General features: G+C 69.7%; 19 protein-coding genes. 5 read left to right on the top strand and 14 right to left on the bottom strand.

The annotated features are described in order from the left end of the window. Positions 1–46 precede the first annotated feature (46 nt). A complete protein-coding gene (locus QR77_RS00455) occupies positions 47–640 on the top strand; it encodes a TetR/AcrR family transcriptional regulator (protein WP_040019140.1) in 594 nt (197 codons plus the stop codon). A gap of 359 nt (positions 641–999) precedes the next feature. Continuing rightward, positions 1,000–1,692, top strand: a complete 693-nt coding sequence (locus QR77_RS00460; RefSeq protein ID WP_160310867.1) for a DUF1963 domain-containing protein — start codon at positions 1,000–1,002, stop codon at positions 1,690–1,692. 59 nt (positions 1,693–1,751) lie between these two features. On the opposite strand, the gene QR77_RS00465 is transcribed toward QR77_RS00460, so the two are convergent. The 6 genes from QR77_RS00465 to QR77_RS00490 all read right to left on the bottom strand — a co-directional run bounded on the left by QR77_RS00465 (position 1,752) and on the right by QR77_RS00490 (position 10,674). Continuing rightward, on the bottom strand, positions 1,752–3,515 hold the full coding sequence (locus QR77_RS00465) for an FAD-dependent monooxygenase (RefSeq protein ID WP_040019141.1): 1,764 nt from the start codon (positions 3,513–3,515) through the stop codon (positions 1,752–1,754). Positions 3,516–3,570: 55 nt separating this feature from the next. Then, positions 3,571–5,517: a maleylacetate reductase and hydroxyquinol 1,2-dioxygenase domain-containing protein gene (locus tag QR77_RS00470; RefSeq protein ID WP_040019142.1), complete on the bottom strand. Its 1,947-nt coding sequence runs from the start codon at positions 5,515–5,517 to the stop codon at positions 3,571–3,573. A gap of 235 nt (positions 5,518–5,752) precedes the next feature. Next, positions 5,753–6,658, bottom strand: coding sequence for an AraC family transcriptional regulator (locus QR77_RS00475; RefSeq protein ID WP_236710483.1), 906 nt, complete (start codon positions 6,656–6,658; stop codon positions 5,753–5,755). A 94-nt stretch (positions 6,659–6,752) separates the two neighbouring features. Next, positions 6,753–7,904 (bottom strand): DUF6596 domain-containing protein, encoded by a 1,152-nt coding sequence (locus tag QR77_RS00480; RefSeq protein ID WP_040019143.1) that lies wholly within the window; start codon positions 7,902–7,904, stop codon positions 6,753–6,755. A gap of 8 nt (positions 7,905–7,912) precedes the next feature. Continuing rightward, entirely contained in the window at positions 7,913–8,320 is a 408-nt protein-coding gene (locus QR77_RS00485) for a YciI family protein (RefSeq protein ID WP_040019144.1), read from the bottom strand. A 212-nt stretch (positions 8,321–8,532) separates the two neighbouring features. Then, positions 8,533–10,674 (bottom strand): SpoIIE family protein phosphatase, encoded by a 2,142-nt coding sequence (locus tag QR77_RS00490; protein ID WP_052488415.1) that lies wholly within the window; start codon positions 10,672–10,674, stop codon positions 8,533–8,535. Between the two features lie 204 nt (positions 10,675–10,878). Between QR77_RS00490 and QR77_RS00495 the strand changes: the two genes are divergently transcribed. Beyond that, positions 10,879–11,727: a class I SAM-dependent methyltransferase gene (locus QR77_RS00495; protein WP_040019145.1), complete on the top strand. Its 849-nt coding sequence runs from the start codon at positions 10,879–10,881 to the stop codon at positions 11,725–11,727. A 15-nt stretch (positions 11,728–11,742) separates the two neighbouring features. Here the strand turns inward: QR77_RS00495 and QR77_RS00500 are convergent, their stop codons facing one another. The 4 genes from QR77_RS00500 to QR77_RS00515 form a co-directional block, all read right to left on the bottom strand. Continuing rightward, positions 11,743–12,765 (bottom strand): DUF4331 family protein, encoded by a 1,023-nt coding sequence (locus QR77_RS00500; RefSeq protein ID WP_040019146.1) that lies wholly within the window; start codon positions 12,763–12,765, stop codon positions 11,743–11,745. Positions 12,766–13,123: 358 nt separating this feature from the next. Further along, positions 13,124–16,312, bottom strand: a complete 3,189-nt coding sequence (locus QR77_RS00505; protein WP_150130329.1) for a GH92 family glycosyl hydrolase — start codon at positions 16,310–16,312, stop codon at positions 13,124–13,126. Between the two features lie 378 nt (positions 16,313–16,690). Then, on the bottom strand, positions 16,691–17,506 hold the full coding sequence (locus QR77_RS00510) for an SGNH/GDSL hydrolase family protein (protein WP_040019147.1): 816 nt from the start codon (positions 17,504–17,506) through the stop codon (positions 16,691–16,693). After that, entirely contained in the window at positions 17,493–18,062 is a 570-nt protein-coding gene (locus QR77_RS00515; RefSeq protein WP_040019148.1) for a PadR family transcriptional regulator, read from the bottom strand. The genes QR77_RS00510 and QR77_RS00515 overlap by 14 nt, the downstream gene beginning before the upstream one ends. A gap of 85 nt (positions 18,063–18,147) precedes the next feature. Here QR77_RS00515 and QR77_RS00520 point away from each other — a divergent pair, with 85 nt between their 5' ends. Further along, a complete protein-coding gene (locus QR77_RS00520; RefSeq protein ID WP_040019149.1) occupies positions 18,148–18,579 on the top strand; it encodes a nuclear transport factor 2 family protein in 432 nt (143 codons plus the stop codon). Between the two features lie 62 nt (positions 18,580–18,641). Here QR77_RS00520 and QR77_RS00525 read toward each other — a convergent pair whose 3' ends face one another. Then, positions 18,642–19,313, bottom strand: a complete 672-nt coding sequence (locus QR77_RS00525; RefSeq protein WP_040019150.1) for a type II CAAX endopeptidase family protein — start codon at positions 19,311–19,313, stop codon at positions 18,642–18,644. Between the two features lie 170 nt (positions 19,314–19,483). Continuing rightward, positions 19,484–19,951, bottom strand: a complete 468-nt coding sequence (locus tag QR77_RS00530) for a hypothetical protein (RefSeq protein ID WP_040019151.1) — start codon at positions 19,949–19,951, stop codon at positions 19,484–19,486. An 83-nt stretch (positions 19,952–20,034) separates the two neighbouring features. On the opposite strand from QR77_RS00530, the gene QR77_RS00535 reads away from it, so the two are divergent. After that, entirely contained in the window at positions 20,035–20,628 is a 594-nt protein-coding gene (locus tag QR77_RS00535; RefSeq protein ID WP_040019152.1) for a TetR/AcrR family transcriptional regulator, read from the top strand. A gap of 56 nt (positions 20,629–20,684) precedes the next feature. Here the strand turns inward: QR77_RS00535 and QR77_RS00540 are convergent, their stop codons facing one another. Together QR77_RS00540 and QR77_RS00545 are read right to left on the bottom strand one after the other, a co-directional pair. After that, positions 20,685–21,203 (bottom strand): GNAT family N-acetyltransferase, encoded by a 519-nt coding sequence (locus QR77_RS00540; protein ID WP_107069043.1) that lies wholly within the window; start codon positions 21,201–21,203, stop codon positions 20,685–20,687. A 170-nt stretch (positions 21,204–21,373) separates the two neighbouring features. Further along, a complete protein-coding gene (locus QR77_RS00545) occupies positions 21,374–22,945 on the bottom strand; it encodes an amidohydrolase (protein WP_040019154.1) in 1,572 nt (523 codons plus the stop codon). Between the last annotated feature and the right edge of the window lie 20 nt (positions 22,946–22,965).

Here is a 22,965-nt window from a genome sequence, read left to right on the forward strand (position 1 = left end):
GCCACGGGTCTATTCCGAGGCTGCGAACCTTTTTGGGGGAGTTTTTATGGCCAGGACGGGACGGCCCCGCTCCTTCGACACCGACGATGCGCTGGACGCCGCGATGCACCTGTTCTGGGCCGCGGGCTACGAGGGCGCCTCGCTCACCGAGCTGACCGAGGTGATGGGCATAAACCGGCGCAGCATCTACGCCACCTACGGCAACAAGGAGTCCCTGTTCCGCAAGGCGGTCGACCGGTATCTGGACGGCCCGGGAGCATTCGTGGCGAAGGCGCTGGAGCAGGACACCGCCCGGCATGTCGCCGGGGCGGTACTGCACGGGTGCGCCGACGCCTACACCACGCCCGGCTTCCCGAGCGGCTGTCTGCTGGTCCAGTCGGCGCTGGCCTGCGGGCCCGAGGGCGAACCGGCCCGCCGCGACCTCGCCGCCCGCCGGGAGGCGGGGATCGGCGTACTGCGCAAGCGGTTCGAACGCGCCCAGGCCGACGGCGATCTCGCGCCCGAGGCGGACCCGGACGGCCTGGCCCGGTATCTGACGGCGATCGGTCAGGGCATCTCGGTGCAGGCCACCGGGGGCGCCAGCCGCGAGGATCTGCACCGAGTGGCCGACCAGGCGCTCAGCACCTGGCCGAGCGCCTGACATCTGCGAGTCGCCCGGACCGTTCGCACCGTCTTCAGCTCATGGTCGCCGGTGTGCCCGATGCCCCGCGGGAGCGTTGAGAGCGCTCCTCGTCGCTCGCCCCCCTGAAAAGAGGACCGGCCATTTCGCGCACCACGCGTCCGGCGCGGGCTTCGGGCAGCCTCGGTGTCAGACACCGGCTCTATGGTTCTCGGATGACCCCGGAGATGTCGGACAGACTGAAACCGTTCCGTGAAGAGGCACTTGTACGGAACATCCCATCCGCCGATGTGGAGCGGTGGACAGAGACAGCTCGCCCCTGCGCGACACTGGCGCCGGAAGGGGACGGGCCGGTTGTGGGCCGATTCGGTGGGCCGTTGATGCTACCCGTCGATGCCCCGGAGCCGCAGTTCCCCTTTGTCGCCTCCATCGACTGTGCGGCCCTGCCGGAGGATGCGACGGATCTCCCACTGCCGGCCGACGGCCACTTGTTGTTGTTCGGCTATCCCGACATCGAGAGCTTCGCCTCCATGGGCGAAGTGGTCCATGTCCCCGCCGGGACGGCCGTGGAGGAGCGGGAGAGGCATCCTCACTCCTACACCGAGATCCCGGAGTACCGGGACATCTGCCAGGCTTTTCCTCAGGGCCAACTGCGTCTGACGACCAATGTCTCCCTGCCCTACCACTGTTGGACAGAGATTCCCGAACCCCCCTGGTCCACACCGCTCCCCGGGCACCCTCGCTCCGAGGAGCTGCGTGACGTGTGGTTGGACACGCACGGTGACATCACCACCGACGGGCCGCTCCAGATAGGCGGATACGCCTCGGAGGAGTGCCCCGAGGTGGACCCCGTCGCGGGGGTCGCGTACTTCGCGGCGGAGGCGGAGCGGGCGGGCGAACGGGCAGGCAGCGAGGTGGAGTTGAAGGCCCCCGAGGACTGGGTACTGCTTGCCGACTGGCACCCCGGCATCACGGGCAGGGAAGGCGCCACCCTCCACTGGGCGATCCGGCGGGAGGATCTGGCCGCGCGACGCTTCGACCAGGCGCATGTCACCGTGTTCTGGAATCCCTGACAGCCGGCAACAACCCGGCAAGCGCGACAAGTTGATCTGACGGGAGGCGATCAGGGAGCTCAGCGCCGCAGTACCGCCTTCAGCGCGCCCAGCAGTTCGTCGTGCGCCGCCGCGTCGGTGTCCGGCGCGGCGGGGGAACGCCAGGCTATGTGTCCGTCCGGCCTGACCAGCAGGCAGCCGTCCTCGGCCATCTCCGATGTCCTGCGCCACTCGCCATAGGCGTCCCTGGTGCCCTCCGCCCCAACGCGTACGCAGTTCAGCGGAATCCCCAGTGTGTCCCGGCAGGCCGCTGCGGCGCTCTCCCAGGTGCCTCCCGACATCCCGGTCAGGACGGTGAACTCCCCGCCGCCCACGACATCCAGTGTGGACAGCCGGTGGCCTCCGGGTCCGACGAGCCAGGCGTGCGGCAGTTTGGCCCCCGGGCGGGTCGTGGGCCGCGCGAACAGTTCGGGGTCACGCGGCCACTCCTCGGCCGGGGCGGCGTCCTGGAGGACGGCGGAGGATACGTAGCGCTGGTTCATCTCGATGCCGTGGGCGTTGAACTCGTAGTTCTTCAACTGGATGGCGTCCTCCAGCGCCTGTCGCCGCTTGCTGCCCTCGGCGCTCTCGCTGCGGCAGGCGGCGAGGCCCTCGACGATGCTGTCCTCGTCGCTGTCCTCGTCGAGGCCGAGCACCTGGAAGATCGGGGCGAACTGGTCGCGGCTGAGATTGGCCCGGTCCACGATCTGCCTGCCGATCGGCGCCCGCTCGGCGGTGTACGTGTCGAGGAGCGCCGGCCCCGCCTCGCCGCGTATCACCATGGCCAGCTTCCAGGCGAGGTTGTAGGAGTCCTGGATCGAGGTGTTGGACCCGAGACCGTTCGACGGCGGATGACGGTGCACCGCGTCTCCGGCGCAGAAGACGCGCCCGGCCGAATACGTCGTGGCATAGCTGTGGTTGACGGTCCACAGGGAGCTCGACGTGATCTCTACGGGGACGTCGAGGTCGCCGATGAGGTCGCGGACGATGTCCTCGGCGGCCGCGTCGTCCAGCTCGGGCGGGGGCTGGTTGATGTCGTACCCCCAGACCAGCATCCACTCCTTCCAGGGGCGCACCATGCGCACCAGGCCCATGCCGATGCCTCCCAGGTGCGCTCCGGGCCTCATCACCCAGTAGAGGACACTCGGGCGGTGGGCGACGAGCGGGGAGAGGTCCGCCGTGAAGGTGATGTTCATGCTGCCGGCTTTGCCGGAGGCCCCCGCGATGGGGAGTCCGATCTGCTCGGCCACACTGCTTCTGCCACCGTCCGCCCCGATGAGATAGCGGGCCCGTACGGTGAACTCGTCGCCGCGCAGCCGGTCCCTGAGGCGGGCGGTGACTCCGTCCTCGTCCTGTTCCAGGCTGAGGAACTCGGTGTCGAAGCGGATCTTGGCCCCGCGCGCCGCGGCGTTCTTCACCAGGATCGGTTCGAGGTAGGTCTGCGGCAGATCGATCATCCCGCAGGGGCTGTGGGCCCCGTACTCCGTGGCCGCGTGCGGCCCGGTCCCCCAACTGCGTATCCGGCCGATCTCCTCGCCTGCCAGCGCGGTGCACAGGACCGTGTCGCCCATGACGTCGGCGGGGCTGCCGGCAGCGGCGGCCTCGGCCTCCACGCCGAGGTCGCGAAGCACTTCCATGGTGCGCTGGTTGGTGATGTGCGCGCGCGGAGTGTTGGCGAGCCAGCCGTACTTGGTCACCAGCAGAGTCCGGATGCCGTAACTGGCGAGGAGAAGAGCCGCGGATCCGCCTGCGGGACCGCTGCCGATCACCAGGACATCGGTGTCGTAGGCGTCGGTGGGTGTCAAGAAAATACTCCTGCTGAAGAGAGGAAGGCCGGTTCACCGTACGGACGGGGCCGGTTCACCGTGCCCCGGCGGCGATACGGAAGGTGTACGTCAGGATGTGCCACGGTCCTTCGACACTCCGGCCGTCCGGAGTGGGACCCGACATCGGTGTGAAGTCGACGATCAGGGCGTCCTTGACACCGAACACACTGTCCGAGTCCAGATAGGACCCGCCCTTCACGAACAACTGGGTGGTGAGGCGCCGGTAGCCGTCGCCGGAGATCATGAAATGTACGTGGGGTGCCCGGTAGGGATGACGGCCGACCGCGTCGAGCATGTGACCCACGGGGCCGTCCGCCGGGATCGGGTACTCCGAGGGGACGATGGTCCAGAAGGTGAGCCGTCCCTGCTCGTCGGTGCGCAGCCGTCCGCGGAGCACCGGCCCTTCCTGCTCGGGCAGTTGGACGTCGTAGAACCCGTCCTTGTTGGCCTGCCACACGTCCACGACCGCGCCGGGTACGGGCCGGTCCGCCGTATCGGTGATCGTGATGTCGGCCCACAGTGGTGTGCCGGGCAGGCCTCGGGAGATGTCACCGCCGTGTTCGGTCTCCGGCGGGCCCGGAGTGTAGAACGGGCCGAGCACGGCGGAGGGAGTCGTGTCGGGCGTACGGGAGTTGGTGAGCAGGTCGACCACGCTGGAGATGCCCAGGGTGTCGGACAGCAGGATGAACTCCTGGCGCGTGGGGGTGCAGATCTGTCCGGTGCGGGTCAGGAAGTCGATCGCGTACTGCCATTCGGATTCGCGCACGTCGTTGCTCGTCACGAAGTGGTGCAGGTGCCGCACGAGATCCCCGAGCAGGTCCTTGAGCCGCGGATCGGGGGCGGCGGCGAAGCTGGCGACGACCTGCTCGGTCAGCCGGTCCAGCTCCGAGCCGGGACCCTGGGTCGGCGCGGCGGATCGGGGCGACGCGGGCCTGCGTCCGTGCCAGGCGTCGCGCAGCAGGTCCTCGATCCCTTCGGCGGTCAGCTCGCGGGGGTTGGGGTACGGGGTGGAAGCGGCGAGCCGCGCCGCCCGGGGCAGGTCCGCCTCCGCCATGCCAAGCGATTCGAGCGAGGTGGGGCCGTCCAGGGAGGCGATGAGGTCGAAGACCCCGCTCGGGGCGTCGGGCACCCCCAGCGCCTCCGCGATGCGGTCCATGACCTCGCTCGCGGCCGGTGCGTTGTACGCCATGGCGTGCGGCAGGATCACCGTGTGCGTCCGGGCGTGCGGCAGGTCGAACGTGCCGCCCAGGGTGTGGCACAGCTTGTGGTGCAGCCCCATGCCGACGGAGGCCAGGCACATCCCCGCCAGCCACGCGGCCTGCGACAGGTCACCGCGCGCTTCGGTGTCGTGCGGGTCCGCCGCGAGGTCCGGCAGCGCGCGGGCGATCCGGGAGATGGCGTCGAGGGCCATGGCGTCGACGACCGGGTTCGCCCCTGGCGAGTACAGGGCCTCCACGGCGTGGGCGAGTGCGTTGATCCCGCTGGTGACCGAGATCCCCGGCGGCAGGTCGAGGGTGAGGTCGACGTCGTAGATCACCGTCTCGGGGAGGATCGCGGGCGAGGACTGCGTGGTCTTCCGCCCGTCCCTGGTCTCTCCCAGCACCGGTGTGACCTCGGAGCCCGCGTAGGTCGTGGGCAGGATCACCTGCGGCAGGTCGGTGCGCAGGGCCAGCGCCTTGGCGAGTCCGGTGGTCGAGCCGCCGCCGATGGCCACCAGAGCGTCGGCGGACGCGCTCCGGAGCACGGCGAGAGCCCGCTCCGTCACCTCGACCGGTGTGTGCATCGCGGCGCCGTCGAACACCTCCACCAGGAGGTCCCCCAGTACGGCGGCCACCCGCTCGGCGGCCTCGGCGACCGACGGGCTCGACAGGAGGAGGACCCGTGAGCAGCCGAGCCGCTCCACCTCAGCCCGTACCTGGTCGGCTGTTCCGGCACCGAAGATGACCCGCGAGGAGCTGGAGGAGTAGACGAAATTCCGCATCGCGTCCGACTTTCATATCGCGTTTTTCGCATCGCTTGGGATCTTTGGAGCCTGGGACCTGTGGAGCCCGGGATCTCTGGAGCCCGGCCCCGGAACTCCGCCCCAGTGTCGCGGGTGGAGGCACACCGGTTCCTGCACGTTCGACGCGGGTTTCTGCACGATCGGTGCGTGGCCGGGCAGGCCGGTACGGCAAGGCGACGGCTCGGGTAGGTCCCGGGTACGGCCCGTACGGGTGTCAGCTCGACCGGCGCACGGCTGCCGGGGTCGTCCCCAGCTTGGCGCGCATCACCCGTGTCAGATGTTCCTGGTGGGAGAAGCCGCACAGCACAGCCACCTCGGCGATGGGCTGCGCCCCGGTGCGCAGCAGTCGGCGCGCGCGGTCCAGTCGCAGCCGCAGGAGGAACTGGTGGGGCGACTCCCCCGTGCTCGCTCTGAACCGTCTGCTGAACTGACTGGGACTCAGGCCCGTCACCGCCGCCAGGTCTCCGACGGGCAGCGGTTCGGCGATCCTTAGCTCCATCAGCCCTCGTACGGAGTCCATTTGACGTCGAGTCAGGCCGCCGGTCGACCGCTCGCCGTCGTTGTTCCCGCCGCCGCTGTGCGCCCGGGCGAGCTGAGCGGCCAGCATGCCGACCAGGTGGTCGACGTACGTACGCGAGGAGAACTCACCGCGCCGTACGACACCGTCGAGAGCCAGCACGAGCTGTTCGATCAGCGGGTCCGAGCTGCCGAGCTCCTCGGCGAGCCGCACCGGGCGGGGCTCGTCGTGCGCCCCCTGCAACGCATCGTCGGTGAGGTAGAGATGGACGGTCCCGAGCCCGCCGAGCAGTTCGACGTCCAGCTCCCGGTCAGCGGGGTGGAGGAAGAGGCCCCCGGCCGGGATCCGCCGGGTCGCGGCCGAGCGGCCCGACCTGCGGCGGACCGCGACCGGCCCGTCCAGGTGGAGGATCAGCAGATGAGTGGGGGCGGGGTCGAACGCCGCGCGGTACGGCTTCTCCCGCTGGGTGGAGACATAGAGCTGGTCCCAGCCGAATCCTGAGCTCGTCCGCTCAGGACTCACCCACGGCTGTCGCAGGATTCCTGCCGTGTCATGGATGCCCAGCTCCTGCATGCCCTGTGCCTCCTTGCCCAGTGTGCCCACCCTTCCTACCTGCCCTGTTCGACAAAGGCCACCTCACGCGCCATGTTCCTGAACCGGCGACCGCCGTCCTGGGTGACGGCGCGACCCGTCAGCGTCACCGTCGGGCGTCGAGGTCGGCGTTGAGGCGGGCGGCCTGGCGCGTCAGATGGTCGCGTTCGGCGAGGTTGGCGGCCTTCGCTGCCGCCTCGGCGTACAAGCGTGCCGCCGCGGCCAGGTCGCCGTCGCGCTCGTGGAGGTACGCCGCCACCGCGGTGTGGCGGGGCAGTGAACCGTCCAGTACCGCGAGGGCCGCCAGACCGGCGCGCGGCCCGTCGGCCTCGCCGACGGCCACCGCGCGGTTGAGCCGGACGACCGGGCTGTCGGTCAGCCGCGCGAGCTCGTCGTACCACTCGACGATCTGCACCCAGTCCGTCTCCGCGGCGGCGGGCGCGTCGGCGTGGAGTGCCGCGATGGCGGCCTGCGCCTGGAACTCGCCCAACCGGTCGCGGGCGAGGGCCGCTTGCAGGATCTCGACGCCCTCGGCGATCGCCCCGGTGTCCCACCGGCCGCGGTCCTGTTCGGCGAGCGGCACCAGGCTCCCGTCGGGCGCGGTCCGGGCGGCGCGCCGGGCATGGTGGAGCAGCATCAGGGCGAGCAGCCCCGCCACCTCGGGGTGGTCGATCGCGGCCGCGAGCTGCCGGGTGAGCCGGATCGCCTCGGCGGCGAGGTCGACATCGCCGGAGTAGCCCTCGTTGAAGACCAGGTAGAGGACGCGCAGCACGGTGGCGACGTCGCCGGGCTGGTCGAACCGCACGCCGGAGACGGTGCGCTTGGCACGGCTGATGCGCTGCGCCATGGTCGCCTCAGGCACCAGGTAGGCCTGGGCGATCTGGCGGGTGGTCAGCCCGCCGACGGCGCGCAGCGTCAGCGCGACCGCGGACGACGGCGTCAGCGACGGATGCGCGCACAAGAAGTAGAGCTGGAGCGTGTCGTCCAGCGCGGGCGGCGTGCCGGGCGCCGGCTCCTCCTCGACGAGATCCTCACGCCGGCGGCGGGCGGTGTCCGCCCGAGTCGCGTCGAGGAACTTGCGCCAGGCCACGGTCACCAGCCAGCCCTTGGGGTCCCGCGGCGGGTCGGCAGGCCAGACGCGGACCGCCTCGACCAGCGCCTCTTGTACGGCGTCCTCGGCCGCCGTGAAGTCAGCTCCACGGCGGACGAGGATCCCCAGCACTCCGGGCGTGAGACTCCTGAGCAGAACCTCGTTCACCTGAGAGCTCACTCCGTGACGGTGGGCGGCGCTCCGAGGAACGGGCGCAGTTCGAGCCATTCGTGGATCGGATTCCCGCCCGCCCCGGGGGCGGCCGACAGCTCCCCGGCCAGCTCGACGGCCCGCTCGTAGCTGTCGACGTCGATCACCATCCAGCCGGCGATGAGGTCCTTGGTCTCGGCGAACGGGCCGTCGGTGACCGGCGGGCGCCCCTCACCGTCGTACCGGACGAAGGTCCCCTCGGGGGCGAGCGCCTGGCCGTCGACGAACTCGCCGGTCCCCTCGAGCCGGGCCGCGAAGTCGTTCATGTACCGCATGTGCGCCGAGACCTCCTCCGGCGTCCACCGGTCCATGGGTACGTTGTTGACCGCGTCCGGAGCGCCTCGGTAGTGCTTGAGCAGCAGGTACTTGGCCATCGTGTCTCTCCTCGATGCTGGTGCGACCCATTGTGGCCGCCTTCGCCCCAGGGACGGAGCCGGCCACGGGTTCTCGACATCGCCGGCCCAATTCGGCAGATCTGATGCGCCGCGTGTCCCGCGATCGCCCTGAGACCGGGCGAATGTGCGGCACACACCGCTGGTCTCGAACAGGACGCAAGGCGGAGGATCGCCGGCAGCGACGACGCGGCTCACCTGAACGCTCTCGGCCCTTCCGCCCATGCTCGGCCGGCTGCCCGGTTGTCTCCGGCGGCGTGCGTCCGGGCGACGAGGAGTGCCACGTCGTCCTCCGACGGGCTGTCTGCCGTCATTCGTGTGATGACGCGGGCGCACAGGCCGTCGAGGTCGGCCGTGGGGTTCCGGAGCGCGGCGATCAGCCGGTCGAGTCCGGCATCGATGTCGGCGACCCGGGTTTCGACCAGTCCGTCGGTGTACAGGGCGACCAGTGTGCCCTCGGGGAGTTCCAGGTCGATGGACTCGTACGGACTGGTGCCGGTCCCGATGAGCGGGCCCACCGGTGTGTCGGGGATCGTGGCGCGTCCTTCGGGCGTCACCAGGATCGGCGGCGGGTGACCGGCGCGTGCCAGAGTGCACACGCGGTTGGCCGGGTCGTAGACGGCGTACAGGCAGCTCGCCCCTGTGATCGAGGGATAGCCGGTGGTCGTCCGGTTGCTCGACTGCGCGAGCTGGGCGGTGACCTTGTTGAGGTTGTCGAGCAGTTCGGCCGGGTGCTGGTCCAGGACGGCGAGTGTGTGGACCGCCGTGCGGAGGCGCCCCATGGTGGCGGCGGCGTGGATGCCGTGTCCGACGACATCCCCGATGACCAGGGCGATCCGGCCCCCTGGCAGCTCAATGGCGTCCATCCAGTCGCCGCCGACCCCCTCGTGCCGGTCGGACGGCAGATAGCGGGTGGCCAGGTCCACCGCGGCCCCGCCCGACAGCTTCTCCGGCAGGAGACTGCGCTGCAGGGTGAGGGCGGCAGTGCGCTCGCGCGTGTAACGGCGGGCGTTGTCCAGGCTCAGCGACGCCTGGACGGCGAGCTCCTCGGCCAGCAGCAGGTCGTCCTGGGAGAAGGGGACGACGTTCTCGTTCCTCGCGAACGTGACGAGGCCGAGGACGGTGCCGCGCGCCCTGAGCGGGATCATCATCAGCGAGTGCAGGCCCGTCTCCTGGACGCGCTGCTTACGGATGACGTCGCGGTCCAGCCATGTTCCCGGGCCGGATTCCAGGACCGGGCTGAGATGGGACCGGCCCTCGCGCAGCACGGCGAGGTACGGCGAATCGGGGGGTACGTACACCACCCCGCCCACCGGGAAGGGGGCCTCGGGCACTCCTTCGTGGATGGAGGCCATGCCCGCGCGGCGGAAGACCGGAATACCGAATTCGCCCTCGGGCATGCGTTCAAGCGGCTCCTGGCCCAGAGGCACCGCCTCGGCCAGATCCACCGCGACGTAGTCCGCGAGGGCGGGGACGGCCATGTCGGCGAGCTCCTGCGCGGTGGTCATCACGTCGAGAGTGGTGCCGATGCGCTGGGCCGCCCTGCTGAGCAGGGCCAGTCGCTCACGCTCCCAGCTATGGGTGATGTCCAGGGAGATGGAACAGACACCCAGTGTGACGCCGTTCCGCGCCGCGAGCGGGAACAGGGAGGAGGAGAAGACGACCTCCCGGCCCTCCTCCGGCGACACCCACCGCACGACGTGGTCGCCGACCGGCTCCCCCGATGCCAGCACCCGCCGCATCACCGGCTCGGTGGTGGTCCTGTCGAAGCCGCGCAGGACCCGGAGCACCGACGCTCCGGGGTTCTCCACGGCGGAGAGCCCCACCACCTCCCCGGAGGCCCTGTTCAGCCACAGCAGTCGCATGTCGGAGTCCCACACCGCCACCGCCAGCGGCGACCGGTCGAGGAGCCCCGCCTGCTCCTCCCCTGCTCCCTCACCGTCCGGCGTTCCGGTGGCGGCGACGAACCAGCAGCGCTCACCGTCCGCTCCGCTCACGGCGACGATCTCCACGGTCAGCCGGAGGGTCCCGCCGTCACGGTGCTTGGCCTCGACCACCGCGCCGGCGGCCTGTCGGCTTCCCCGCTTCCCGATGGCGCCCGGAGCCGGGGACCACGGCACCCCCTCGACCGCCCCCTCCATGAGCCGTTCCACTGATCGCCCGACGACGTCCTCCGCGCGGTGGCCGAGCAGGCGCCGGCAGCCTTCGCCCCATGCGAGGACGGTCCGGTCCGAGCCGACCAGGGCGAGGGCGGGAGCGGGGACGTCGAAGGCGCTCTGCGCGAAGTCGACGGGCGCCTGCCCCGTACCGGTACCGGCCCCAAGCCTGCGCGCCATCCCATACCCTCCGTGGCCGCCTCTCGCCAGTGGCCGGCCTCTTCGGGGCCGGACACCCGATGCCCTTCCAGCTTACGAGAGCAGTGCGCTCACCGGACGCCCGGCGACTGTCCGACCAGCCACCCCTGGTGCTCCTTGAATTCCATGGTCGGACTTACACCGTTGCATATACCATGCGCAATGCAATCCTTCAGGAGGAAAACCTTGGACGCACTCACCGAAACCGTCGAAGCAATGGCTTCAGCCCGGACCGGCCTCGCAGTTCAGCGCTCACAGACGCTCTTCCGTATGAAGATGGTCGAGAAATGGAGAATACCCACCGGTGCGACCGTGTTGGAGATCGGTTGCGGACAGGGTGACATGACCGCCGTTCTGGCGCAGGCTGTCGGCAGGAACGGCCGGGTGGTCGCGTTGGACGTCGCCGGACCCGATTACGGAAGCCCTGTCACGCTGGGCGAATCGGCGGATTTCCTGATGTCCTCGTCGCTGGGGAAGCGCATTGAGATGCGGTTCGAAACCGACGTCCTCGACAGCAGGACCACTTTCCCCTCCGATTCATTTGACTATGTCGTGCTGTCTCAAAGCTCCTGGTATTTCGCTTCGGCTGACCAGTTCGCCGACACATTGGCACGGGTTCGCCCCTGGGCCCATCGGCTGTGCTTCTCGGAATGGGACCTGCGGCCCACGGACTCGGCACAGATCCCCCATCTCCTCGCCGTCCTGGCCCAAGGCCAGATCGAGGCCGGCGGCGCCCGCGGGAACGGCAATGTCCGCACTCCGACCTCGCGCGAGGCGGCCCTTCGAATTCTCGCCCGTACGGGCTGGCAGGTGCGGGACGAGCACCACGTTGCCACGACGGACCTTCAGGACGCCGACTGGGAGATCGACGCCTGCCTCCGCATGGTGGACGACGCCGAAAGGATGGGCCGACTGAACGCGGCCACAAGGGAATTCGTCACCAGCCAGGCCGATGTTCTGCGTACTCTGGCCAAGGAACGTGGTAACTCTCCGCTGGGTACCTACGCACTCGTGGCTGAGCGCATGCGGGATTAGACGCGTCGTCCGCGGTCACTTCTGTACGACGTAGGGGAATTGCTCGGACCGCTGGTGCTTGGCCACGGAAGGATTGAGGCCGGAGGGTATGGCCGTGTTGGTGACCAGGGAGAGCATCGCCTCGGGCGCGTTGTCGGCGTGGGTGCGGCCGTTGCGGGTGGCGAAGCCGAAGCTGGCGGGCGTCCCGACCACATACGGCAGCACATCGGGGAACAACTGCCCGGCCACCGTGTGGCCGTAGCCCTTGGGGTCGGCCGAGGTCCCGGTGGCCCCGACGACGGCCGCGACCTGCTCGGCGATGAGCCCGCCGGCGGCGGCCAGATCCTCGGAGGGGTGCCGGGTGTTGGCGGGGTTGGAGAAGTCGGTGTCGCCGGGCCAGAAGATCGGCCACATCATCGGGTGCCCGGCGCGGTTGATCTGCCGCCATCCGCCGGAGTCGGTGGCCAGCTTGGTCGCGCACCACACTCCGGTACGGGCGCCGGGACGCAACTGGGCGTGCTCGTAAGGGACTTCGAGCACGATCGTTTCGACGGAGGTGTCGGCGAAAGTGTTCTTCGCCTCCTGCGGGCGCCAGGCCGACAGGTCCACCGCTGCGCCCTTCCCGACCGCCCCGTTGACGATCGCCAGCAGCGACAGGTCGATGTAGAACGGGTCGGCGATACGCCCGGCCCAGACACGGGTGCCGGCCGCGGCCGCCGTCTCGCCGGTACGGCCTTCCAGCACCGGCTCACCGTCGGCGGAGTCCTCCCGCGCCTCCGCACCGTTCAGGACGTGCAGGCGCAGGCCCTGGCGGCCGTCCGTATCGGGCTCGCCGAAGGAGAACCGGTAGGTCAAGGTCTCGTACTCGGCACCGTCGAAGTGCACCTTGAACTCGTAGCGGGCCTCGTGGTGGAAACCCGGCTCGGCATACACACCGGTGATGTCGGAGTTGACGTCCATGACGAACACCGTGCTGCCCTCGCCGGGGAAGACGTACAGGTCGTCGAGGTAAAGCTGGCCGTTCTGGGCCGCCAGAGGGGTGTCGAGATGGTGTGACATGAGGTTTCCCTTCGTGTCGCGGTCTCGGTTTTCGGGGCGCGCCGAGCAGCTCACCCGCCGCCTCTACGACCGGTTCGGGGATGCCGGCGGCGCGTGGTCAGCCTGTCCGGACCGCGGGCGCCCCGCCCCCGGCGCTCTCGCGCGTCGTCCCGCATGCGAGCTGCGGGCACTCGTACCTTCCACTGTGCCTCACATGCCGCATGGTCGCGATATGTCGGACATACCCGGTCGCGAAGCACCGTCACCGCAAGAAGCACCGTCACCGCGCCTGGAGCCGATCTGACGCGAACGCCCGTCGGTGCCGGCCGGATCACGGCCGGCACCGACGGGCTTTTTCATGTGCCGCGCGATGACAGGGTCAGCTCGCGGGGCACAGATCCACGGGAAGCACGTCGGGACCGCTGGTCTCGGTCCTGACGCTGTGTACCGTCACGGGTGCGTCCGAGGCGATACGGAAGTCACTGGCTCCGTTCTCCCGGTTCGCGAAGTTGGAGTCCTTCACGGTGACGGTCGCCGTCTTCCAGGTGTCGGAATCCGTGTTCGTGACGCTCAGCGCCTTGGTGTACGCGCCGCTGTCGCCCGCCGCGTCGTACTGCAGGCTCCAGGTGCCGGTGCCCGAGTCGTAGTACGAGATGGTGAAGGTGGTCGAGCTCGCCACGCCGAACGCCAGCCGCTTGTCGAGCTGGAAGTACATGTTCACACTGCCCGTGACAACCGGGACCGTGGTCCGCGCCGACTGCCCGCCGACCGTCTGCGCCACGGTGGAACCGTCCCCGCCCACCTCGTGCTGGAGAAGTCCCCGCGTGGTGTTGGGATCACCGAGCGTGGTGCACGCCGTGGCGGTGTCTCCCGTACCGGTCACCGAGACCGGGAAGGAGAGCGTGGGCAGCGCGTGGTCCGCGTCCGCCGACGACAGCGCGACCGGCACGGTCAAGAAGCCCTGCGGCGCGTCGGCCGACGCCGATACGGCGACCTTGACCTGCGCCTTTCCGTCGGACCCCACGGTCGCGGTGCCGGCTGCCGGGGAAATCGTGACGCCCTCCGGTGGCTTCGCGCTCCAGGTGACCGTACGGATCGGCTTCGACGGTGTGACCTCGGAGCCGGCACCCACCGTCAGCGCCATGGTGGTGTCGGTGCTCGCACCGGTCGCCACGGTCACGGCCGCGGGGGTCGTCGTCATGTCGACCGGGGTGAGACCCGCGGGGAACGTGGCGCGCCCCGCGGGGTAGGACGGCGGACGATCGGCTTCACGGACTCCCCATGAGGTGTCCGGAGTTGAGCCGACCCGGTAGTCCAGGGAGAGCGTACGGCCGTGGCCGAGCAGGTCGGTGGCCGGCAGCCAGTCCTTCGACGTGGGGCGGCCGTTCACGGCGAGTCCCTGGACGTAGTAGGCGTTCGCCGAGGTGCCGGGCGCCGTGACGTCGACCTTGCGTCCGTCCAGGTTGAGCTGGACGCGGGGGAAGAGCGGGGTGCCGAGAGCGAGGACCGGTGTGCCCGGCGTCTGCGGGTACATGCCCATCGCCGACCAGACGTACCAGGAACTCATCGCGCCCAGGTCGTCGTTGCCCGGCTCGCCGCCGGGGGTGTCGGAGTAGACGGCGTCGATCAGCTTGTGCACGGTGGACTGTGTCTTGTACGGCTCGCCCGTGTAGTCGTACACCCAGGGCGCGAGCAGGTCGATCTCGTTGCCCGCCCAGTATGTCGGGTCGTTGGGGCCCGAGTTGAAGGACGTGAAGAAGGAGTCGAGCCGGCGGTTGGCGCCGGCGTCGCCGCCCATGGCCTTGATCAGGCCGCCGAGGTCCTGCGGCACGGCCCAGGCGTACTGCGCGGCGTTGCCCTCCTGGAAGCCGGACTGGCCGAAGTCGGTCATGCCCGCCGTGACCGGGTCGCCCGAGGGGAAGTTCCCCTTCGCATCGCGCGGTTGGAGGAAGCCGGAGCCCACGTTGAAGAGTTTCGTCCAGTTCTGCGAACGGTCGAGGAAGGTCCGGTAGGTCGAGCGCGCTCCGGTCTGCTGGGCGAACTGCGCGATGGAGAAGTCGTCGAGCGCGTACTCCAGTGTCTCCGAGACGCCGTTCGTCACCGTCGAGTCGGTGGGCACGTAGCCGAGCTTCTGGTAGTCCGCCGACTGCGGGCGTTCCTCGTACCAGCCCTGTCCGAGCTGGTCCTTCGTCGGAACCACGGTCGCGCCCTTGACCATGGCCTTCAGCGCGGCCCCGGTGTCGAAGTCACGCGCACCGAAGGTGTACGCCTCCGCGATGATGGGGTCGGCGGCGTCACCGTTCATGACGCCTGTCTCCGTGTTCCCGTTGGGCCATTTCGGCAGCCAGCCGCCCTGTTCCTGGTCGTTGAGCAGCGACTGCACCATGTCGCTGGTCTGCTTCGGAAGCAGCGTCGCGAGCAGCGGGATCTCCGAGCGGTAGATGTCCCATCCGGAGAAGTTGGTGTACTGGGTCCTGCCCCGTGGCAGCTTGTGGGTCTTCAGGTCGAAGCCCTGGTACCGCCCGTCGGCGTCACTGAACGTGGTGGGCACGAGGAGTGCGTGGTACAACGCCGTGTAGAACTGGACCTGGTGGTCGTGTGTGCCACCGCCGATCTGGATCTTCGACAGGAGCTTCTTCCAGGCGTCGTGCGCGCTGTTCGCGACCTTCGGCTCGCTCCAACCCTGGTTCTCGGCAGCGAGGTTGGCCTTGGCGCCGGCCTCGCTGACGTAGCTGATCCCCACCTTCATGTGGACGTCGCGGGCATCGGTGGTGTCGAAGGTGACCCAGCCGCCGGATCCCTTGCCGCCGGCGTCCGTGCGCGAACCCGGGGTCTTGCCCTTGGAGTTCCAGGTGCCGTACGAGGCGAAGGGCCGGTCGAACGAGACCGCGTAGAAGACCGGCTCAGGCAGTTGCTGGTCCCCGCAGAAATGGCCGCTCGTGATGGATCCGCTGACCTCGCGGTCGCCGTCGATGCTCACCTCGGCGGCTGTGTCGCCGTTCTGCGAGTCACCGGCCTTGAAAAGGAAGTTGGCCTGCTTCGTGGCGGGGAACCCGAAGTCGCCGAGCCCGGTGCGGGTGGTGGCGGCGACCTTGGCGCTCATCTCGCCGTTCTGGCCGAGCTTCATCTCGTAACTGCCGGGCGCGGCCTTCTCGTCGTCGTGACTGAACGGCTCGGTGGCACCGGTGGGGTCCGCGGGAATCGCCCCGGTCGTGGGCAGGATCGGCAGATTGCCCTCAATGTTGCAACCGGCGCCCGACACATGGGTGACGGTCAGCCCGATGGTGGACCCGGAGTCGTACGAGTAGCCACCGCTCGCGGGCCGTTTCGGCGAGGTGTCGGGGCTCCAGGCCACCATGCCGAACGGCATCGAGGCGCCGGGGAACATGTCGACGTCGCCCACATTCGCGCCGCCGCTGCCGGTGCCGAGGAAGGTGTCGACCAGGCTGGTCGGGTCCGCCACCATGGGCGCCTCGGCGTCGGCGCTGCCGGCGGTGATCCCCAGCGTCCCTGCTACCAGCACGGCCGTAATGCCCGCGCCGAGCAATCGGAATCTACGTGTCCTCACTGCGAGCACTCATCCTCTCTCCAGACAGGCAAGCCCGCCTGACAACGTTGTCAGCACCGCGGCGCGCGCCTTCGCACACACCCTCCGCCCCACCCCCGGACAGAAACCGCTTACTCACGTGCCGGAACGACTTCTATGCCCTCGCGAACGGTCCGTCAAGATCCCGCGCACAGACCGGCGTCCCCGACCTCGACGTCGGGATGCTCCCCGCCCGCGTCCGCAACGAACTCCGGGCCTCCTCGGTGGCGGCCGGCCATCGCCCCCGTGGCGGCGTTTTTCGCGGAACTCCAGGCGTGCGGCGTGCCGGCGTCCGGCGATGACGATCCGTCCGTAGGGGGACGGACCTGCCGCGTGGACCGGCCGGGGCCGGCGCTGTCCCTACGAGGATTCCCGTCGACCGGTGTCCGCCGAGTCCGGAGTGGCACTCAGCGGCAGGAGCTCCGGGCGTTTCGCGGCGCGGTTGTCCCCGGAGGACCGACCGCGCAGTCGGCGTCCGAGCCAGGGGCCGAGGAATGCGGCCGCCCAGCGCAGTTCGGCTGCTGCGGCTTGCCTGCCCGTGGGCACCCTCCGCGGTGGCAGCGGAAGCGTCCAGGCGTCGTCGCTTCCGGGCAGGTGGATGGCCTGGGCGACGGCTGCGGCGATCCGCTCGTGGCCGAGGGGGCCGGCGTGGAGTCGGTCCGCACTCCACAGCCGTGGATCCGTGGCGACGGCCTGTCGGCCGGTTTCGGCGACCGCGACCCCGTGACGGGCGGCCGCGGCGCGGATGCGGGTATTGAGGTCGAACACGCGGGACCTGATCGGCCGGGCAAGGGGCGCGATCTTCCCGATGTCGGGGAAGGTCACCGTCACCACGTGGGCCCCGGCCGCCGTCAGCGCGGCGAACATCTCTTCCAGGTGCCCGGCCACCTCCGCGGCGTCGAACCGGGGCCGGAGCAGGTCGTTGACCCCGGTGACGACGGTGGCCAGGTCGGGCCGCAAGGCCAGGGCGGGCCCGAGTTGTTCAGCGCGTACCTGGCCGGCGACACGGCCTCGTACGGCGAGGTTGGCGTACCGGAGCGCCGGGTTGACGGCCGCGAGATGCTCGGCGAGCCGGTCGGCGAACCCCCGTAGGCCGACGGCGTCGTCCCCGTCGCCGAGCCCTTCGGTCTGGCTGTCGCCCAGGGCGACGTAACGCAGGTATTCACCGTTCGGCACGGGTCGGCTGCCTTTCCTTGAGGACGGCTGCGATCCGCAGGCACCAGTCCCGGTGCTCCTGCTCGAAGGCCAGCCCGCGCAGGCAGGTCAGGTACGGTCCGATCCGCGCGCCCCGGCGGAGGAACTCCTCCTCGTCGGCGTCGCCGCGCAGTTGCCGCAGCAGCTTGCCGAGAAGCTCGATCTTGGCCTCGGCCGCGGACGCTCGCTCTTCGAGCTGTTCGATCACCGGCGCCGTGCCGATACGGTCGGCGACCTGGACCTTGACGAGCAGGTCGTCGCGGATGAACGAGGGCTTCGACAGGGCTGCGGCGAACTTCTCCAGCTCGGCGCGACCGGCGTCCGTGACCCGGAACAGGCGTTTGTTGGGCCGGGTCTCCTGGACCACCTGCCGACCCGCGACCAGCCCTTCCTTCTCCAGCTTGGTCAGCTCGGCGTAGAGCTGTTGCGGCAGGGCGTGCCAGAAGTTCGCGACGCCGATGTCGAACGCCTTCGCCAGTTGGTATCCGCTGTACTCGCCGTCCAGCAGCGCCGCCAGCACGGCATGTCGCAAGGCCATCGAGGCAACCCCTTCCCTTTCCTCGTCCGCCTCTGCATCATACTCAAGAAAATGACTAATCATATCCTTGAGTACTGGAGAGGTCATGGAGACTGCTGAACGCTTCCGCGCCGCTGTGGAGAAGGGTGAACTGGCCGCACTGGACGCCCTGTTCACCGACGACATCCGCCTCTACAGCCCCGTGAAGTTCACGCCCTTCGAGGGCAAGCCCATGGTGCTGGGACTCTTCGGCGTCCTGCTGCGCACCTTCGAGGACTTCCGCTACGTCGGACACTTGGAGGGCACGGCCGAGACCGGTACCGACGGCGAAGAAGCTCCGTCGGCGATCCTGCTCTTCCGGGCCACCGTCGACGGCAAGCAGATCCACGGCATGGACCTGCTCCAGTTCGACGCGGCGGGCCGGGTCAAGGAGTTCACCGTGATGGTCCGCCCCCAGTCCGCTGTGCAGGCCCTGGGACAGGCGGTACTTGCGGGCCTGGTCGCGGACGGCCTCGTCCCCGGGGCTGTCGACCGCTAGCCGTCGACAGCGTCCGGGTCCCGCAGCGTCCGGGTCCCGCAGGGGCCGACGGCCGTCGCGGGTCAGGTGGCGGAGAGTGCCACCAATGCGGGCACGAGCACGCTGATTCCGTTGTTGACAGCGTGGACGCATATGCCGGGCCACACCGATCCGGTCTTGCGGAGCAGGAGTGCGGAGGTGGCCCCGACGACAAAGGCGATGGGCAGAATGATGTTCATGCCGTGCACGAGGGCGAAGATCGCGGAACTGGTGATGACGGCGACCCAGGGGCCGTAGCGTCCGAGTGCGTTGGCCAGTACACCTCGGAAGACGAGTTCCTCCCCGATCGGAGTGGCGATCGCGCCGAAGAGGATCGTGAGGGCGAACGAGAGTGCTCCGCCGCCGGCGGCAGCACGGTAGTCACCCTGCGGGTTGCTGGTATCGCCGGAGATGTGGACATAGGCGTACGCCACCACGATGTTCAGAAGGTATGCGCAGACCCCGAGTCCCGCCCCGAGCAGGAGCCACTTCCAGGCCACCCGTCGCAGCCCGAACGTCGCGAGGTCTCGGCGGCGGATGACCACGGCGGCCCCGAACGCACCGATGCCGGCCAGCGCTGATACCGCGTAGCTCACGATCCCCCGGGCGACCGCATGCTCGTCGGACATCGAGACGATCAGGGCGATACCCGCGCCGAGGAGTACGGCGTACGTCACCGCGGCGAGGGCCATCTCGGGCCATCCGGGCCGCTGCATGGTGCGCGCCGACGGTACGTCAGTCGGTGGTGCGTCAGCGGGTAGTGGGCCAACAAGTGGTACGTCAGCCGGTGCGGGCGCGGGGGCAGGGGCAGGGCTCAGGTGATCGTTCGGCATGGTGCTTCCCGTTCGTCGTCGGGCGGTGAACTGTGAGGGTGCGGGTGTCGGAGTCAGTGCGCGAGCGCGCTCTCGCCGACGGTCGCGAGGGTGGCGACGATCGCTCCCCAGAGCGTGATCGACACGCACTGCCAAGCGATGACGGCCCGGCGAGGCGCCCCGAAGCCGATCATGGCCGCGGACGAGATCTGGGTCGGGTGCCCGAAGAGCGAGACACCCGGCACACCGAACCGCTCGAAGAGCTGCCTGACGCGCGCCCGCTTCGGTGACGGCACCGAGCCATCGCCGCGGCGGCCGGCCCGCTTGCGGACGGCACCGACGACGAGGACGACCGCGAGCATCGAGGCGATGTTCCCGGCGATGGCGGCGATCGTCGCGACCACCGGATTCACCCCGATCACGATGCCGATCACGCTCCCCAGGTACGACTCCACGAAGGGGACCGCGGATATCAACACGATCGCCACCCACTGGAGCCAGTCGGGGAACGCGGCGACGAACTGTTGAAAATTCGCGATCATGATCTCTCTCCACGGAATTAGTACGGTGTACCGGCACAGCGTACCAGTACACCGTACCTAGCACGGCGTACTACCATGCGCGTATGTCCAGACGGGATGAGATCATCGAAGCGGCCCTACGGCTGGCGACAACCGAAGGCATCGGCATGCTGAGCGTGCGGGCGGTCGCGAACGCGGCAGGCATCGGGCCGACGACGTTGCGCCACTACTTCCCCTCCCAGGCCGAGCTGCTCCAAGCGGTCGCGGTCACACTCGTCAGCGGCTCTCTCGACGACCTGGGCATCGCGGACGACACACACGACCCGGCCCAACGGCTGTACGACTGCCTCCTGCAGTTCCTGCCTCCGTCCGAGCATCAGGGGGCGGTACTGGGCGGCTGGTTCGAGTTGTACCGGCTCGCCCTGGGCCCCGAACCCCTCCCGGCGGTAAGCGAGTTGCTGAAGAGCGGGCACCGCTCGTCCGCGCAGGCACTCCAACGGTGGCTCGAAACGCTCGCCGGCCAGGGACACGTGGCGCCCGACGACGTCGAGGCGCAGGCCACCCGCGCTCTCGCGCTGATCGACGGGCTTCACCTGAATCTTCTGATCGGCATCGAGCGCTTCGACCTCGAGATGGCGAGGGAGACCCTCCGATGGTTCGCCGAACAGGTGGTCACGCGAAGGGCGTCCGGTACCTGACCTTCAGGTCGTCGCGTGGGACGCCGGCGGGAACCGGCGTGCGGCTCAACCCACGGTCAGAGGATCTTCGCGAGGATCCGTGCGTTGCGCCGGGGATCCAGGGACTCGACCCAGGACGGAGGTGCCAACCGCGCGGTCGTGGGCGCGAATCCGTACCGGAGGAACAGGCCGCCACCGCCGGTCGTCGCCGTGAACAGGGCGCCGAGCGACCGGGCGCGGGCCACGGACATCGCAGTACGCAGGAGCGCGGCGCCCACGCCGTGCCCCTGCCTGTGTCCGGCCACGCAGAAGTTGTACAGAACGCCCACGGATCCGCGCCCCTCTCCCGAGCCGGCCGGGTGCACACGCAGACCCATGCAGCCCTCAAGGGCGCCTCCCGGGACCTCTGCCACAAGGAAGTCCGCGACACGGGTGACGTATACGGACGCGGGCCGCTCCCGCAGCGCTCCCGAGCGTACGAAGGGCTGACAGAGTTCGGAGAGCGCCGCGGCGTCCCCCTCACGGGCCGGGCGTACGGAGGACGTCGGCGCGAGGAGCGCCTGCGCCGGCAGGGCGGAGTGCGGGGTGGCCGTGATCAAGGCTTTCCTTCCTCAGTCTCACGATCGAAGGACGGCTCGTCGCCGCCCACTTCGCGTGGAAGTTAGGTTAGCCTTACCTTACACGCACGGATAAGTCCGTGGAACGCCGCCTGCCCGGCCCCGGGGCGGGTCACTCTCTCGACGACCGCCACCTTCCCCCCGGCTCGCTACGGCCTTTCGGTCTCGCTGCCGCCGACGTAGGTCGCCACCACCTCGATGTCCCCGATGCGCGAGGTGTCGACCCGCCGAGGGTCGTCGCCGAGCACGAGCAGGTCGGCCAGCTTGCCCGGGGTGAGGCTTCCCAGGTTGCTCTCCCAGTGGCAGGCGAAGGCGCCGGTGGCCGTGTAGGCGCGCAGGGCCTCGTGCACGGTGATGCCCTCGTCCGGGCCGATCAACTGGCCGGAGCTGGAGGCGCGTTCGACCATGAACTGGATGGCACGCAGTGGGGATCCATCCGTGACGGGGCGGTCGGAGCTGCCGACGAGGGGGATGCCGTGGTCCAGGAAGGACCTGCCGCGGTAGAGCCACGGGGCCCGCTCCTTGCCCATGATCGCCGCGTAGTCGTCGCCGAAGTAGCGCAGGAAATTGGGCTGGACGACCGCGCTGACGCCGAGCCGTGCGAAGCGTGGGAGCTGGTCGGGGCGGATCAGGCCGGCGTGCTCGACGCGGTGCCGGGCGCCGGGACGCGGGCGGAGGCGGTGGGCCCGTTCCAGGGCGTCGAGCGCGAGGTCCGCCGCGCGGTCGCCGATCGCGTGGACGGCGAGCTGCCATCCGGCGAGGTGGCCGGCCACGATCGTGTCGGCGAGCACGTCCGGGTCGTCCTGCAACTGGCCCGCGTGGTCCAGCCCTTCGTACGGGCTGCTGAGTGCGGCGGTCCTGGCCATCATGCCGCCGTCGGTGAAAATCTTCAGCGCGCCCACGGAGAGACGGTCGTCGCCGAACCCGGTGCGCATACCGAGTCCGAAAGCCCGCCCGATGCGGTCGGCCTCGTGCGCGGCGACCGGTCGCAGTTGGTCCGCGGAGACCATGAGCTGCGTACGCAGCGGCAACAGGCCTTCTTCGAGGGCGAGTTGGTAGGCGCCCAGCTCGACCGGGCTGTGACCGAGCAGGCGGCCGCCGATGCCCGCCTCCGCGCAGGCGGTGACGCCCTCGGCCAGACAGGTCCGGGCGGCGCGCCCGATCGCCTCGGCCAACTCCCTTTGGGAGTACGGCGGTCGCAGCGCGCGAGCCGCGCCCATGGCGCCCTCGGCGAGGAAGCCGTTCCCGTGCCGGAGGCCGGCGGGCAGCAGATCGAGAACGGCGGAGTTGACGACGCAGCCGTGCCCGGACTCGTGCAGTATGAACACCTTGTGACCGTGGCTGACCCGGTCCAGTTCGGCGGCGGTCAGGTGACGGCCCAGGGCCCGCTGGTCGTAGCCGACCATGTTCACCCATGTGCCGGGCGAGGCCTCCTGGTTGACGGCTTCCTCCACGACGGCGAGCACGTCGTCGATCCGGGTCCGGCCCGCGATGCTCACGGTGTTCTCCTTGAACCCCGTCCAGGCCAGGTGCACATGGGGGTCGATGAACCCGGGCAGTACGGTGGCGCCCTGGAGGTCGATCACCTCGCGTGCGGGCAAGGTCGTCACGGCCTCGTCAAGACCGACGATCCGGCCCCGCCAGATGCCCAGGTCGTGGGCGACGGGGTGGTCCGGGTCCATGGTGAGGAAGCGCGCGTTCGTCAGTCTGGTGGAGAGCATCAGGGGGTGTCCCTCCGCAG

This window comes from Streptomyces sp. 150FB (genome assembly GCF_000818195.1).
Classification (GTDB): domain Bacteria; phylum Actinomycetota; class Actinomycetes; order Streptomycetales; family Streptomycetaceae; genus Streptomyces.

Bases quoted from the DNA above. Each gene is read 5' to 3' on its own strand.
- QR77_RS00460 (WP_160310867.1), top strand. From the start codon at position 1,000: ATGCTACCCGTCGATGCCCCGGAGCCGCAGTTCCCCTTTGTCGCCTCC.
- QR77_RS00545 (WP_040019154.1), bottom strand. From the start codon at position 22,945: ATGCTCTCCACCAGACTGACGAACGCGCGCTTCCTCACCATGGACCCG.
- QR77_RS00530 (WP_040019151.1), bottom strand. From the start codon at position 19,951: ATGATCGCGAATTTTCAACAGTTCGTCGCCGCGTTCCCCGACTGGCTC.
- QR77_RS00455 (WP_040019140.1), top strand. From the start codon at position 47: ATGGCCAGGACGGGACGGCCCCGCTCCTTCGACACCGACGATGCGCTG.
- QR77_RS00525 (WP_040019150.1), bottom strand. From the start codon at position 19,313: ATGCAGCGGCCCGGATGGCCCGAGATGGCCCTCGCCGCGGTGACGTAC.
- QR77_RS00520 (WP_040019149.1), top strand. From the start codon at position 18,148: ATGGAGACTGCTGAACGCTTCCGCGCCGCTGTGGAGAAGGGTGAACTG.
- QR77_RS00500 (WP_040019146.1), bottom strand. From the start codon at position 12,765: ATGTCACACCATCTCGACACCCCTCTGGCGGCCCAGAACGGCCAGCTT.
- QR77_RS00470 (WP_040019142.1), bottom strand. From the start codon at position 5,517: ATGCGGAATTTCGTCTACTCCTCCAGCTCCTCGCGGGTCATCTTCGGT.
- QR77_RS00535 (WP_040019152.1), top strand. From the start codon at position 20,035: ATGTCCAGACGGGATGAGATCATCGAAGCGGCCCTACGGCTGGCGACA.
- QR77_RS00485 (WP_040019144.1), bottom strand. From the start codon at position 8,320: ATGGCCAAGTACCTGCTGCTCAAGCACTACCGAGGCGCTCCGGACGCG.
- QR77_RS00490 (WP_052488415.1), bottom strand. From the start codon at position 10,674: ATGGCGCGCAGGCTTGGGGCCGGTACCGGTACGGGGCAGGCGCCCGTC.
- QR77_RS00515 (WP_040019148.1), bottom strand. From the start codon at position 18,062: ATGGCCTTGCGACATGCCGTGCTGGCGGCGCTGCTGGACGGCGAGTAC.